Below are 15,853 nucleotides of genomic sequence, written 5' to 3' on the forward strand. Positions count from 1 at the left end.
ATTGCCGACGTATGCGTTCCAGCGTCAGCGGTTCTGGCCGAGGGCGGTGCCTGTGGCGCTGGATGCGAGCGGTATGGGGCTTGTGTCGGTGGGGCATCCGATGTTGGGGGCTGCGGCATGGTTGGCGGATTCGGACACGGTGGTATTGCATGCGCGGCTGTCTGTTGCGTCTCATCCGTGGCTGGCGGATCACGTGGTGGGTTCTTCTGTTGTGGTTCCGGGGACGGCGTTTGTTGAGCTGGCTGTGCAGGCTGCTGATCGGGCGGGCTGTGGTCGGGTGGAGGAGCTGGCCCTGCGGGCTCCTATGGTGCTGCCGCCGGATGGTGCGGTGCAGGTGCAGATCGGTGTTGAGCCCGCCGGTGAGGACGAGGGCGGGCGTACGGTGCGGATCCACTCCCGTCCTGAGGATGCTTCGGCCGGTCAGCCGTGGACCCTCCACGCCACCGGCACCCTGACCACAGATCAGCCCGTCCTCGACTGGAACCTGCGCGCATGGCCACCTGCTGGGGCAGAGTCAGTATCGGTCGAGGAGGTGTACGACCGGCTGGCCGGGTCGGGCCAGGACTATGGTCCGGCGTTCCGTGGTCTGCGGGAGGTCTGGCGTCGGGGCGACGAGCTGTTCGTCGAGGCCGCCCTTCCCGACCAGGCTTCCATGGATGCAGACGAGTTCGGGTTGCATCCGGCGCTGCTGGACACGGTCCTGCATGCCCTGGCCATCGACCCGACCGGGTGGGGGGCCCTGGATGAGTCGGATGTCGGTCGCATGGCGCTGTTGCCGTTCTTGTGGTCCGGGGTGTCGCTGTCGGCGGTGGGCGCGTTCGCGGTGCGGGCCCGGCTTTCGGTACGTGCACCCGGTGAGGTCGGACTCCAGGTGGCCGACGGGACCGGTGAGCCGGTCGCCGAGATCGACTCGCTGGTGCTGCGTCCCGTGCAGGCCGCGGAGCTGGCCGTGGCCAATCGCTCGCATGCGGACAGCCTGTTCCGGCTGGAGTGGACTCCTGCGCCGCCCTCGACAGGGTCTGATGAGCTGGTTCGGCACGGCGCTTGGGCTGTGCTGGGCGAGCCTGGGTGGCGGGAGGCTGGAGTTCCGGTCACGTCGTACGCCGACTTGGCGGGCCTGATCGCCGCCCTGGGTGGCGGCGCCGATACTCCCGAGACCGTCCTGCTCCCGGTTCCGGTCCGAGATGGTGCCGGTGTCGACTCGGGCACCACTGATGTCGTTGCCTCTGCCCTTGAGGTGGTTCGGGGTTGGTTGGCGGAGTCGCGGTTCGCCTCTTCGCGGCTGGTGGTGGTGACCACTGGTGCGGTGCGGGTGTCTGAGGATGATGGGCTGGATCTGCCTGGTGCGGGTGTGTGGGGCTTGGTGCGTTCGGCGGTCAGTGAGCATCCGGGCCGTTTCGTGTTGGCCGATGTGGATGGCGAGGAATCGTCCTACCGGGCCTTGGCCGGGGGGTTGGCTGAGCTGATCGCGCAGGGGGAGAGTCAGGCCGCTGTGCGGGAGGGGCGGGTCTGGTTGCCCCGCGTCCGGCGTCTCTCCCTCGACGAGGCGGATCGGAGCCGCCTGGAGGGTGCGGTGCCGGTGGCGGAGGCGCGCCGAGGTCGGTGGCCGGAGTCGGGCACGGTTCTGGTGACCGGTGGTACGGGTGGTCTGGGTGCGGTGGTGGCTCGGCATCTGGTTGCGGTGCATGGTGTGCGGGATCTGCTGCTGTTGTCCCGGCGTGGGCTTGAGGCTTCGGGGGCGGAGGAACTGCGCGAGGAACTGACCGCTTTGGGCGCCCGCGTAACGGTCACCGCGTGTGATGTCGGTGATCGTGAGGCGCTGGCGGGTGTGCTGGACGCGATCCCGGCAGATACCCCGCTTCGCGGTGTTGTGCATGCCGCGGGTGTGCTCGATGACGGCGTGGTGGCGGATCTGACGTCTGACCGGTTGGGTCGAGTGTTGGCGGCGAAGGCGGAGTCGGCGGTGCATCTGCATGAGCTGACCCGCGACCGTGAGCTGGACGCCTTTGTTCTGTTCTCCTCGATCGCGGGAATCGTGGGTTCGGCGGGGCAGGCCGCCTATGCGGCAGGCAATTCCGTGCTGGACGCGCTTGCGGTGTCCCGGCGGGCACAGGGCCTCCCGGCGGTGTCGCTGGCGTGGGGTCTGTGGGAGCAGGCCGAGGGTATGGGCGGCCGGCTCAGCGACGCCGATGTGGCGCGCCTGCGAAGGGAGGGTTTCCCGCCCCTGTCCACTGAGGATGCCCTTGCGCTGCTGGACACCGCTATGCGGTCAGGCGAGGCTGTCGCACTGCCCGTCCGGCTCAACATCACGGCTCTTGCCGCCCGTGGTGACAGCCTGCCCGCGGTACTGCGCGGAATGGTTCCGGCTTCGTCTCGGCGCAGGGCGGCGGGTCGCGCTGTTGGTTCGGGTGGTCTGGTTCACCGTCTGCGGGGTTTGTCTTCTGGTGAGCAGGAGCGTGTGCTGTTGGATCTGGTGCAGTCGGAGGTGGCGGCGGTACTGGGACACGAGTCCGGGGCGGCTGTTGATCCGGTGCGGGCGTTCAAGGATCTGGGTTTTGATTCGCTGACGGCGGTGGACCTGCGCAATCGGCTGAACCGCGCTACCGCGCTCACTCTGCCCGCCACGCTGATCTTTGACCACCCGAGCTCCAGCGCGCTGACTGCCTACCTGCGGAGGCAGGTGTTGGGAGAGTCGGCTGAACAGGACCTGGTGACGCGCTCTGCGCGCGTGGTTGTGGCCGATGAGCCGATTGCGATTGTGGGGATGGGGTGTCGTTATCCGGGTGGGGTGGCCTCGCCGGAGGCCCTGTGGGATCTGTTGAGTGTGTCCGGGGATGCAATCTCAGCGTTCCCGACGGATCGTGGTTGGGATCTTGACGGGTTGTTCGATGACCAGGGTGCTGGTCGTGCGGGGTCGTCGTATGTGTGTGAGGGTGGGTTTTTGCATGATGCGGCGGAGTTTGATGCGGGGTTGTTCGGGATTTCGCCGCGTGAGGCGTTGGCGATGGATCCGCAGCAGCGCCTTCTGCTGGAGACGTCCTGGGAGGCGCTGGAGCGAACCGGGATGGATCCGTTGTCGCTGCGGGGCTCGGCGACCGGGGTCTTTGCGGGGCTGATGTATCACGACTACGCCTCACGGCTGGAGGGGATTCCGGAGGAAGTCGAGGGCCTGTTGGGGAACGGGAACGCGGGCAGTGTGTTCTCCGGCCGGGTCTCGTACGTGTTCGGCTTTGAGGGACCTGCCGTGACGGTGGACACGGCGTGCTCATCGTCGTTGGTGGCATTGCACTTGGCTTGTCAGGCGTTGCGGGCGGGTGAGTGTGATGCGGCGTTGGCGGGTGGTGTGACGGTGATGGCGACTCCGGCGACGTTTGTGGAGTTCTCCCGGCAGCGGGGCCTTGCCGCGGACGGTCGGTGTAAGTCGTTCGCGGAGGCGGCGGATGGTACGGGGTGGGCCGAGGGTGCCGGGGTGCTGGTGCTGGAGCGTCTCTCCGACGCCCAGCGCCTGGGGCATCGAGTGCTGGCGGTGGTGCGCGGCAGCGCCGTCAACCAGGACGGCGCGTCCAACGGGCTCACGGCGCCGAACGGTCCGTCGCAGCAGCGGGTGATCCGCCAGGCTTTGTCGAACGCGGCTCTGTCGACCTCGGATGTGGATGCCGTCGAGGGGCATGGCACGGGTACGAAGCTCGGTGATCCGATTGAGGCGCACGCGCTGCTGGCCACGTACGGGCACGACCGCGAGGGCCGCGATCCGTTGTGGCTGGGGTCCATCAAGTCGAATATCGGGCACACGCAGGCGGCTGCGGGTGTGGCTGGTGTGATCAAGATGGTGATGGCGCTGCGGGAGCAGCAACTGCCGAAGTCACTGCACGCCGATATGCCGTCGTCCCATGTGGACTGGGAGTCCGGTGCGGTGGAGTTGCTGGCGGAGACGCGTGCGTGGCCGCAGCGCGTGAAGCGTGTGCGTCGGGCGGGTGTGTCTTCGTTCGGGATCAGTGGGACGAACGCGCACGTCATCATCGAGGAGGCTCCCACAATCGAGTCGGCGGTTGTCGAGGAGGAGCCTTCGGGTGTGTTGCCGGTGGTTCCGTGGGTGCTGTCCGGCCGCAGCTCGCAGGCGCTGGAGGGACAGGCCAGGCGTCTTGCCACCTTCCTCGACCAGTGCGACGGTTCCGTTCCGGGTGCCGTCGATGTCGGGCTGTCGCTGGCGACTACTCGCGCCGTGCTGGAGCACCGTGCCGTGGTGCTGGGCTCGGACGGCGACGCCCTCCGGGCCGGGCTCACCGGCGACCTCAACGATGTCACCGGGCTCACGGGCCCGCATGGTGCTCGGGTGGTGTCCGGTGTCGCGGGCGAGGGCCGGACGGGCTGGATGTTCACCGGTCAGGGCAGCCAGCGCATCGGCATGGGGCGTGAGCTCTACGACCAGTTCCCAGTGTTCACACGTGCCTTCGACGCGATCTGCGGACACCTCGAAGAGCAGCTCAATGGCACTGACGGCTTTGAAGTTCCGCTGCGTAAAGTGTTGTTCGCGGAGGAGGGTTCTACCGAGGCGGCTCTGCTGGACCGCACCGGCTACGCCCAGACAGGCTTGTTCGCGGTGCAGGTGGCGTTGGTGGAGCTGCTGCGTTCCTGGGGCATGAGCCCCGCCGTGGTGCTGGGCCACTCGATCGGCGAGCTGGCCGCTGCATACACCGCCGGAGTGTTCGGTCCGGGCGACGCCGCCCGGCTGGTCGCCGCCCGTGCCCGGCTGATGCAGGCGCTGCCAACAGGCGGCGCCATGGCAGCCATCGAGGCTACCGAGGACGAGGTCACGGAGATTCTGGAGAGCCTTTCCGAGGACGCCGAGATAGCTGTCGCCGCCGTCAACGGGCCGACCGCGGTAGTGGTTTCGGGGGCAGAGGATGTCGTCGAGCGCGTCATTGTGATCGCTCGGGAACAGCACCGGCGCGTGTCCCGCCTGCGCGTGAGCCACGCCTTCCACTCGCCGCTGATGCAGCCGATGCTGGAGGAGTTCGCCGCCATCGCCGCGGCCATCGACTACCGGCAGCCGACGCTTCCGGCGATCAGCACCGTCACCGGGCAGCCGCTCGGCGACGGGGACTGGACCACACCGCAGTACTGGACCGACCAGATCCGACAGCCCGTACGGTTCCACGACGCGCTGTTGACGGCCACCGGGGACCAGGGGGCGACCAGGCTGCTGGAGGTAGGACCGGATCCGGTTCTGGCCTCGCTGGCCCAGCCCGCCCCGGACACCGAGGTCGTCGCAGCCGTCGCCGTCGCGACGTCCGCGCTGCGTACCGGCCGCCCCGAGGCCGAGACCGTCATGGCCGCCGTCGCCGAACTGTTCGTACGCGGCGAGGGCGTCGACTGGGGCGCGGTGTTCGCCGGATGTGGTGGGCAGCGTGTGGACCTGCCCACTTACGTGTTCCAGCGGGACCGGTACTGGCTGGAGCCGTCTGCCCCGGCCACCAATGCCGAGGGCCTGGGGTTGGGCGAGCCCGGACATCCGCTGCTCGGCGCGGCGGTGACCGTAGCCGACTCGGACAGGGTGCTCCTCACGTCCAGCCTCTCGCTGAGGTCCCACCCATGGCTCGCCGATCACACCGTCGCCGGCTCGGTCGTGGTCCCCGGTACCGCGTTCGTGGAACTGGCCCTCCAGGCGGGCGACCACGTCGGGTGTGCGCGGGTGGACGAGCTGACCCTGCTCGCGCCACTCGTCCTCCCTCAGGAGGGCGCGGTGCAGGTGCAGCTCAGCGTGGAGCGCTCCGCGGAACCGGATGACTCACCCGACCCGGCGGCCCCGGCGCCCGGGACTGCGGCAGATGAGCGGCGCATGGTCACCGTGTACGCCCGCCCCCGGAACGCCACCGCCGATCAGCCGTGGACCCTGCATGCCACCGGAACCCTGGTCACCGAACCCGAACCCGAATCCACCGGCACCGCATGGGACCTGACAGCCTGGCCGCCCCCGGGCGCCGAGCCGGTGCCGATGGACGATCTGTACCAACGGCTGGCCTCGACCGGACTGGTGTACGGGGCCGCCTTCCAGGGTCTGCGCGAGGTCTGGAAGCTCGGCGAGGACCTCTACGTGGAGGCAGCACTGCCCGAGCAACTCAGTGGTGACGCCGGGGCGTTCGGACTGCACCCGGCGCTGCTCGACACCGTGCTGCACTCCCTGGGACTGCGCCCGCAGGCAGCGGACGGCGCGTCACTGCCGTTCCTGTGGTCGGGCGTGTCGCTGGCCGCCGTGGGTGCCGCCGCCGTACGTGCGCACCTGGCCGTACGCGGGACGGGCGAGGTGGCGCTGCGCGTGGCCGACACAGCCGGTGCTCCGGTGGCCGAGATCGAGTCGCTGGTGCTGCGCCAGACGTCAGCCACCGACATGGCCGCCGCGGCCTCGCCGACCTCGGACAGCCTGTTCCGGCTGGACTGGCTCCCCGCACCCACCACCGGCAACCCGCCTGCCGAGACCGGCCGTTGGGCCGTCCTGACCGGGTCCGACGGCCCCCGGGACGCCGGGTATCCCGCGGGCGTCGGCTACCCCGCGGGCATCGGCGGAACAAACTACACCGACCTCTCCGCGCTGACCGCGGCCCTGGACGCGGGTGCCGACCTGCCCGACACCGTGTTCCTCCCGCTCAACCTCACCCCGGTGGACCCCGAGGCCGACTCCGACACGCGGGTGACATCAACCCTCACCGCCGTGCTGGGCGCCGTACGGGACTGGCTGGGCGCGGACCGGCTGAGCCGGTCCCGGCTGGTGGTACTCACCACCGGTGCCGTCTCGGTACCGGTCGAGGACGGCACGTCCGAGGAGCAGCCCGCCGGACACCACGGCCGACCCGCCGTAGCGGACAGCGACAGCCCGGTCGACATCGCCGCTGCCGGAGTGTGGGGCCTCATCCGCTCGGCAATCAGCGAGAACCCGGGCCGTTTCGTCCTCGCCGACACCGACGGCAGCCAGGAGTCCTACCAGGCACTGTCGGCGCACCTGACCGGACTCGCCGACGCGGGCAACGACCAACTGGCCGTACGAGGCGGCCAGGTGTGGCTGCCCAGAATGGTCAGGATGGCCGCCGGCGGTGTCCTGGTGCCCCCCGCCACTCCGGACACCGCTCTGGGCGCCGGGCTCGGATGGCGGCTGGACATCCTCGCCCAGGGCCACCTCGACGGCGTCGGCCTGGTACGCGAGGAACTGCGACCGCTGCTGCCCGGCCAGGTCCGGGTGGGCGTCCGCGCGGCCGGAATCAACTTCCGCGATGTGCTGAACGTCCTCGGCATGTACCCGGGCGACGCGGGCCGGATGGGCCTCGAAGGCGCCGGCACCATCTTGGAAGTCGGCCCCGGCGTGACGGACTGGAACGTCGGCGACCGGGTCATGGGCATGATGGACGGTGCTTTCGGCCCCGCCGCGGTCGCGGACGCCCGTGTGCTGGCGCGGATCCCACGCGGCTGGTCCTACGCACAGGCCGCCTCGGTGCCGATCACCTACCTCACCGCCTACTACGCCCTGGTCGACCTGGCCGGGTTGCAGACCGGCGAGTCGATCCTCATCCACGCCGCCGCAGGTGGTGTGGGCATGGCCGCCGTGCAGCTCGCACACCACCTCCAGGCCGAGGTGTTCGCGACTGCGAGCCCGGGCAAGTGGCCCGCCGTCCGCGATCTCGGCGTCAGCGCCGACCACATCGCCTCCTCCCGCACAACGGAGTTCGAGCACACCTTCTCCCAGGTCACTGAGGGTGTCGGAGTGGACGTCGTACTGGACTCCCTGACCGGGGAGTTCGTCGACGCCTCCCTGCGCCTGACACGCCCCGGCGGCCGCTTCGTCGAGATGGGCAAGACCGACATCCGCACTGCGGCAGAGGTTGCCGACACCCATCCGGGCGTGACCTACCAGGCGTTCGACGTGGTCGAGGCGGGCCCCGAGCGGATCGGCGAGATGATGGCCGCACTGCTGGAACTGTTCGAGAGCGGCGTCCTGCGCCCGGCGCCGATCACCACCTGGGACATCTCCCGCGCTCCGGAGGCCCTGCGGTTCCTGGCCCAGGCCAAGCACATCGGCAAGGTCGTACTGACCATTCCGGGGCCATGGCGGGAACCCGGCACGGTCCTGGTCACCGGCGGCACCGGTGGCCTCGGCGCGGCGGCGGCCCGCCACCTCGTCACCCGGCACGGGATCCGGGACCTGCTGCTGCTCTCCCGACGGGGCATCGACGCCCCCGGTGCGCCGGAACTCGAGAGGGAACTCACCGGCCTCGGCGCACGGGTCACGATCACCGCCTGCGACGTCAGCGACCGCACCGCACTGGCCCGTGTCATCGAAGGCATCCCGCAGCAGGCCCCGCTCACCGCGGTCGTGCACACAGCCGGAGTGCTCGACGACGGGCTGATCACCGACCTGACCCCGGAGCGGCTGACCCGGGTCCTGGCCACCAAAGCGGAATCCGCGCAGCATCTGCACGAACTGACCGCGAAATGTGACCTCAGTGCCTTTGTGCTCTACTCCTCGATCGCCGGGGTGATCGGCTCCGCCGGCCAGGCCGCCTACGCGGCAGGCAACGCCGTACTGGACGCACTGGCGACATCCCGCCGTGCCCAGGGGCTGCCCGGTGTGTCCCTGGCCTGGGGCCTGTGGGACAACGCCGACGGCATGGGCGGCCGGCTCACCGAGGCGGACCTGGCCCGGATGCGCCGTCAGGGGTACCCGCCCCTGTCCACCGACGACGCCTTGGCGCTGCTGGACACCGCGTTGCAGATCAACGAGCCGGTGGCGCTGCCCTTCGCCGTACGGACCTCGGCACTGGCCGCGCGGCGGGACGATCTGCCGAGCGTGCTGCACTCGCTCGTACCTGTCGCACGGCAGCGCCGCACCGCGGGCCGGGCGCCCGACGCCGCAGGGGACGGCCTGATCCGGCGGCTGCTGGAGCTTCCCGCGCCCGAACAGGACCGCATGCTGCTGGAGATTGTGCAGGCCCAGGTCGCCGCGGTGCTCGGGCACGCCTCGGCCGCCGCGGTCGACCCGGGCCGGGCGTTCAAAGAACTCGGCTTCGACTCCCTGACCGCTGTGGAGCTCCGCAACCGGCTCAACGCGGCCACCGCGCTGCAACTGCCCGCCACGCTGATCTTCGACCATCCGACACCCGAAGCGCTGGCTCGGCTGCTCCGGGACCGGCTGCTCGCCGACACCGCTCCGACCGGGGACACCGATCACGGCGTCGACACCGCCGACGGCGCCATGGACCCGCAGGTGAGGAAACTGCTGGCCGCGATCCCGATCACGCGGCTCCGGGAATCCGGCGTGCTGGACATGCTGCGCCGACTCGCCGACACCCACGGCACCGGAAGCGGCAACGGGAACGGGGACGGCAACGGAAACGGGGCCGGGGACGGGCACACGGCCGGGGATGGCCAAGGGGACGCGACACGGGAAGCCGAAACGGAACCGTCCGGCGACCGCGGCGAAGCCGAGAGTCTTGACTCAATGGGCGCCGACAGTCTCGTACAGCTGGCGCTGAAGCGCGTGAGGCCGATGTAACCGGGCGCCCCACCGGCGGCACGCCGTCCCCCCACCCCAGCCGTGCGCACCAGGGCGTCGGTGGCCAGCGCCGGTTCCCAGTGTCATCAGTTCCAGGCATCAGTTCCGGTCTTCAGTGGGCCGCGACCGTGGAGAGCGAAATGGCTACATCCTCCGAAGAGCTCGTCAAGGCCCTGCGGGAGTCCCTCAAGGAGAACGACCGGCTCTGGCAGCGCTACCAGGACCTGGTCACCGCCTCCCACGAACCGATCGCGATCGTCGGCATGGGCTGCCGGTTTCCCGGCGGCGCCACCTCACCGGAGACACTGTGGCACCTGGTCGCCTCGGGCGTGGACGGAATCTCGCCGTTCCCCGCCGACCGCGGCTGGGACCTCGAGGACTTCGGTGACATCGCCGAGGTGGGCGGTTTCCTGCACGAGGCGCCACACTTCGACGCGGAGCTGTTCGGCATCTCCCCGCGTGAGGCGCTGGCCATGGATCCGCAGCAGCGGTTGTTGTTGGAGACGTCATGGGAAGCCCTGGAACGGGCCGGGATCGCCCCCCTGTCACTGAGCGGCTCCCGCACCGGTGTGTTCTGCGGCGTTTCAGGCAACGGCTACGGCGGTCATCTCCACGAGGGAACCGCTGAGACCGAGGGCTATCTGCTGACCGGCAGCACCCCGAGCATCGTCTCGGGCCGGATCGCCTATACGCTCGGCTTCGAGGGGCCGGCCGTCTCGGTCGACACCGCCTGCTCGTCGGCGCTGACGGCGCTGCACCTGGCCTGCCAGGCGCTACGGGCCGGTGAGTGCACCATGGCGCTCGCCGGCGGGGCGACCATCATGGCGAACCCGGGCATCTTCCTGGAGTTCGCACGGCAGGGTGGCCTCGCCCGGGACGGACGGTGCAAGGCCTTCGCCGATGTGGCGGACGGCACGGGATGGGCCGAGGGCGCCGGTGTGCTCGTCCTCGAGCGGCTCTCCGACGCCCAGCGGCTCGGTCACCCGGTCCTCGCCGTGGTGCGAGGGAGCGCGGTCAACCAGGACGGCGCGTCCAACGGCCTGACCGCGCCCAACGGCCCCTCGCAGCAACGCGTGATCCAACAGGCCCTGGACGCGGCCCGGCTGTCGCCGTCCGACGTCGACGCGGTGGAAGCGCATGGCACCGGCACGCGCCTCGGCGACCCCATCGAGGCGCAGGCGCTGATGGCCACGTACGGCCAGGGGCGTGACGGTCAGGATCCCCTGTGGCTCGGTTCGGTGAAGTCGAACATCGGGCACTCCCAGGCCGCGGCGGGGGCCGCCAGCGTGATCAAGATGGTGATGGCGCTGCGGAACCAGCGGCTGCCGAAGACCCTGCACGCCGACACACCCTCCTCCCACGTGGACTGGAACGCCGGCGCGGTCCGGCTGCTGACCGAGGCCCGCGCCTGGCCCCGGGACCCGCAGGGCGAACGCCCACGTCGGGCGGGTGTCTCCGCGTTCGCCATCAGCGGGACCAACGCCCACATCATCCTCGAAGAGGCTCCCGCCACCCGGGAGACGACTGTGAAGCCGTCGGCTGCTGGACTGCCGGTGGTGCCGTGGGTGCTGTCGGGCCGGAGCGCGCAGGCGCTCAGGGCACAGGCCGGACGTCTCGCCACTTTCCTCGAGGAGGACGGCGCACAGCAGGTTTCCGCGGCCGATGTGGGTCTGTCACTGGCGGCCACCCGCACGGTCCTCGAACACCGCGCCGTCGTCCTCGGCGCCGACCAGGAGGCCCTGCGGGCCGGGGTGACATCCCTGGAGGCCGGTGGCGCCGACGGGGCAACTGTGGTGTCCGGTACGGTCGCCGAGGGCCGGACGGCCTGGATGTTCACCGGCCAGGGCAGCCAACGGCCCGGAATGGGCCGCGAACTGTACGAATGTTTCCCGGTCTTCGCACAGGCCCTGGACGAGGTGTGCCGTCTCCTCGACGCCGAACTCGCGGGAGCGGCGGACTTCGGCGTACCAGTGCGGGAGGTGCTCTTCGCGGCGGAGGGTGAGGCCGAGGCAGCGCTGCTGGACCGCACCGGGTACGCGCAGACGGGCCTGTTCGCGGTGCAGGTCGCACTGGTGCAACTGCTGCGCTCGTGGGGCATGAGCCCCGATGTGGTGCTCGGCCACTCGATCGGCGAGGTCGTGGCCGCATACACCGCCGGTGTCTTCGAACTCACCGACGCCGCCCGGCTGGTCGCCGCCCGTGCACGGCTGATGCAAGCCCTGCCGACGGGTGGGGCGATGGCCGCCATCGAGGCCGACGAGGCCGAGGTCACGGAGATACTCGACGGCTTGCCGGACGCTTCACGCGCGGAGATCGCCGCCGTCAACGGGCCGACTGCGGTGGTGGTTTCCGGTGTTGAGGCAGCGGTCGTACGGACCATGACCATCGCACAGGAGCGGGGGCACCGCGTGTCCCGGCTACGAGTCAGCCACGCATTCCACTCACAGCTGATGGAACCGATGCTGGACACGTTCGCCGACGTCGCGGAGGGAATCCGCTACCACAGGCCGACGCTCGCGGCCGTCAGCACGGTCTCCGGGCAACCGGTCACCAGCCGGGACTGGGCGACCCCCGGCTACTGGGTGGACCAGGTGCGCCGACCCGTCCGGTTCCACGACGCACTGCGGACCGCAACCGGCCCCCTGACCGTGAGCCGCCTGCTGGAGGTCGGCCCCGACCCCGTACTCACCGGACTGGCCGGCTTGGCTGCCTTCTCTGGCATCACACAGGATTCGTCCGAGCCCGCCGCCGCATCGGTGCTACGGAAGGGCCGCGCGGAGGCCGAGTCACTCCTGTCCGCGGCCTCGGAGATGTTCGTCCGCGGCGCGAAGCTGGACTGGCCCGCCGTGTTCGCCGGAACCGGCGCCCAGCGCACGGAACTGCCGACGTACGCCTTCCAGCGGCAGCGCTACTGGCTGCGGCCTTCCCGATCGGTGACCGACGCGACCGGGCTCGGGCTGGGGGCGGTCGGACACCCGCTGCTCGGCGCCGCGCTCCGACTGGCAGGGTCGGACACGGTGTTGCTGACCTCACGGCTGTCCGTACAGACACACCCGTGGCTGGCGGACCATGTGGTCGCCGGGGCCGTCGTGGTGCCAGGCACGGTATGCGTGGAACTCGCCGTGCAGGCGGGGGATCAGGTCGGCTGCGACCACGTGGCGGATCTGACGCTTCGGGAGCCGCTGGTCCTGCCCCGCGAGGGCACCCTCCACCTCCAGATCACCGTCGAACCCGCCGATGACGACCCACAGCGGACGCTGCGGATCTACGGCCGATCGCAGGACGCCCCGGCCGACCAGTCGTGGACCCTGCACGCCACCGGAACCCTCACCACCGCCGGACACGGCACGGACTGGGACCTGCGCGCCTGGCCCCCCGAGGGCGCGGAACCCATCCCGGCCGAAGACCTCCGCGACCTCTACGAGCGGCTGGCCGAGGCAGGACTGACCTACGGACCGGCCTTCCGCGGGCTGCGGGAGGCATGGCGGCACGGCGAGGACCTGCTCGTGGAGGCGGTGCTGCCCGAGCAGGCTGCCGAGGGCGGCGGCACAGGGGACATCGTCGGCGGTGCTGCCCGGGAAGTCGCCGGTGACCTCGCCGGGCATGTGGCCGCACACGCCGCCCAGTTCGGCCTGCACCCCGCACTGCTGGACACCGTCCTGCACGCCCTCGGGCTGGCCGAGCAGGCCGAGACCGACGCGTCGCTGCCCTTCCTGTGGTCCGGCGTCTCGCTGTCCGCGGTGGGTGCCTCGACGGTCCGGGCGCGCTTGTCGCCGCGAGGAGCGGGTTCGGCCGAGTTCGCGCTGCGGGTGGCCGACGCGGAAGGCGAGCCGGTCGCGGAGGTGGCGTCCCTGGTGCTACGCCCGGTATCGAACGCCGGACTCCTCGGCCGCACCGGGGGCTCGCCGACCGCGGACAGCCTGTACCGCCTGGAGTGGACCCCCATCGACGTTGTCGCTGACGCTGACGCTGCCGGTACGGAGTCGGGCGAACCTGAAGCCCCGGGCTGGGCCGTGCTGACCGATCCGCGGCCGTGGCAGGCTTCCGGGGTGCCGGTCACCGGCTACGCCGACCTGGCCGCGTTGACCTCTGCCCTGGACGACGGTGAAAGTACCCCGGACACCGTTCTGCTGTCGCTCACCCACGGCGAAGACACCAAGGCTGCTGAGGTGCTGGCCGATGTTCTGCGCCTGGTGCACACGTGGCTGGACGAAGAACGACTCGCGCAATCTCGCTTGGTACTGGTGACCTCCGGCGCTGTGCGTTCGGACGTCACCGACCTGGCTGGTGCGGCGGTATGGGGCTTGGTGCGCTCGGCAATGAGTGAGCACCCGAGCCGCTTCGTGCTGGCCGATGTCGACAACGAGCCGTCCTCGTACCGAGCGCTGGCTGATGTGTTGGCCCGTACCGAGGAGAGCCAGTGCGCCGTGCACGGGGGAGAGGTGTGGCTGCCTCGGATCGCACGCATGGCCACGGCTCCCGGGACGGCATCCGACAGCGCGTCTGACGACTTCTCCGAGACCACCTCGGAAACCGCCTCGGGGGAAGATTCCGGAGCAGTCAGCGAAGCCCGCTCCGAGGTCCCTGAGAAGGTCATGGTAGCGGCGATCGAAGCTGAAGCAATTGGCCTGTGGCCCGCTCACGGCACGGTACTGATCACCGGCGGTACGGGTGGGCTGGGTGCCGTCATCGCGCGCCACCTGGTCAGTAACCACGGCGTGCGGAATCTGCTGCTGCTCTCCCGCCGCGGACCCAACGCCCCCGGGGCCGGCGAACTCCACCAGGAGCTGACCGATCTCGGTGCCCAGGTCACCATGATCGCGCTCGATGTGTCCGACCGCGATGCACTGGCCGTAGTGCTTGATGGCGTCTCCGACGGCGCCCCCCTGACGGGCATCGTGCATGCCGCGGGTGTTCTCGATGACGGCCTGATCGCCGACCTGACCCCGGAGCGCTTGAACCAGGTGCTCGCGGCGAAGGCAGAATCAGCCCTTCACCTGCACGAGCTGACCCGTGACAACCGCGACCTCACCGCGTTCGTTCTCTTCTCCTCCTTCGCCGGCGTGGTCGGGAACGCGGGCCAGGCCGCGTACGCCGCCGCCAACAGCTTGCTCGACGCGCTCGCGCTGTCCCGTCGTACGCAAGGTCTGGCGACGGTGTCGCTTGCGTGGGGCATGTGGGAGCACACCGACGGCATGGGCGGCCGGATGGCCGGGGCAGAGGTCGCCCGCCTGCGCAGGTTGGGTTTCCCGCCCCTTCGCACCCAAGACGCGCTGACACTCTTCGACACGGCGCTGGGGGCCGATGAACCCCTCGTGCTACCGGTTGCCCTCCACACCACGGCTCTTGCCGCCCGTCGTGACAGCCTGCCCGCGGTACTGCGCGGAATCGTTCCGGCCTCGGCTTCGTCCCGGCGCAGGACCGTGGGTGGCGGTGGTGGTTCGGTTGGTCTGGTTCACCGTCTGCGGGGTTTGTCTTCTGGTGAGCAGGAGCGTTTGCTGTTGGATCTGGTGCAGTCGGAGGTGGCGGCGGTACTGGGACATCAGTCGGGTGCGGTCGTTGATCCGGTGCGGGCGTTCAAGGATCTGGGTTTTGATTCGCTGACGGCGGTGGACCTGCGCAATCGGCTGAACCGCGCTACCGCGCTCACTCTGCCCGCCACTTTGGTCTTTGACCATCCGAGCCCCAGCGCGCTGACTGCCTATCTGCGGAAGCAGGTGTTGGGAGAGTCGGCTGAACAGGACCTGGTCCCGAGCTCTGCGCGGGTGGTTGTGACCGATGAGCCGATTGCGATTGTGGGGATGGGGTGTCGTTATCCGGGTGGGGTGACCTCGCCCGAGGCTCTGTGGGGGTTGGCGGCGTCGGGTGGGGATGGTATTTCGTTCTTCCCGTCCGATCGTGGTTGGGATGTTGAGCGGTTGTTTGATCCGGATGGGGAGCGTGCTGGGTCGTCGTATGTGTGTGAGGGTGGGTTTTTGCTTGATGCGGCGGAGTTTGATTCGGGGTTGTTTGGGATTTCGCCGCGTGAGGCGTTGGCGATGGATCCGCAGCAGCGGTTGTTGCTGGAGACGTCGTGGGAGGCGTTGGAGCGGGCGGGGTTGGATCCGTTGTCGTTGCGGGGTTCGGCGACGGGTGTGTTTGCGGGGTTGATGTATCACGACTACGCCTCGCGGTTGGAGGGGATTCCGGAGGAAGTCGAGGGTTTGTTGGGGAATGGGAACGCGGGCAGTGTGTTCTCCGGCCGGGTCTCCTACGTGTTCGGCTTTGAGGGGCCTGCGGTGACGGTGGACACGGCGTGTTCGTCGTCGTTGG

The 15,853-nt window shown here is 69.9% G+C and carries 2 protein-coding genes; both read left to right on the forward strand.

Translation table 11 applies throughout. From position 1 onward, the window contains the following. Positions 1-100: 100 nt before the first annotated feature. The gene (locus JK363_RS40240; RefSeq protein ID WP_236076541.1) at positions 101-9,541 is read left to right on the forward strand and encodes a type I polyketide synthase; all 9,441 of its coding nucleotides are present in this window, start codon (positions 101-103) and stop codon (positions 9,539-9,541) included. Between the two features lie 140 nt (positions 9,542-9,681). Continuing rightward, a partial coding sequence (locus JK363_RS45135; RefSeq protein ID WP_201883298.1) for a type I polyketide synthase occupies positions 9,682-15,853 on the forward strand: 6,172 nt, incomplete at its 3' end.

It is taken from the genome of Streptomyces coffeae, assembly GCF_016741875.1.
GTDB classification, from domain to species: Bacteria; Actinomycetota; Actinomycetes; order Streptomycetales; family Streptomycetaceae; genus Streptomyces; species Streptomyces coffeae.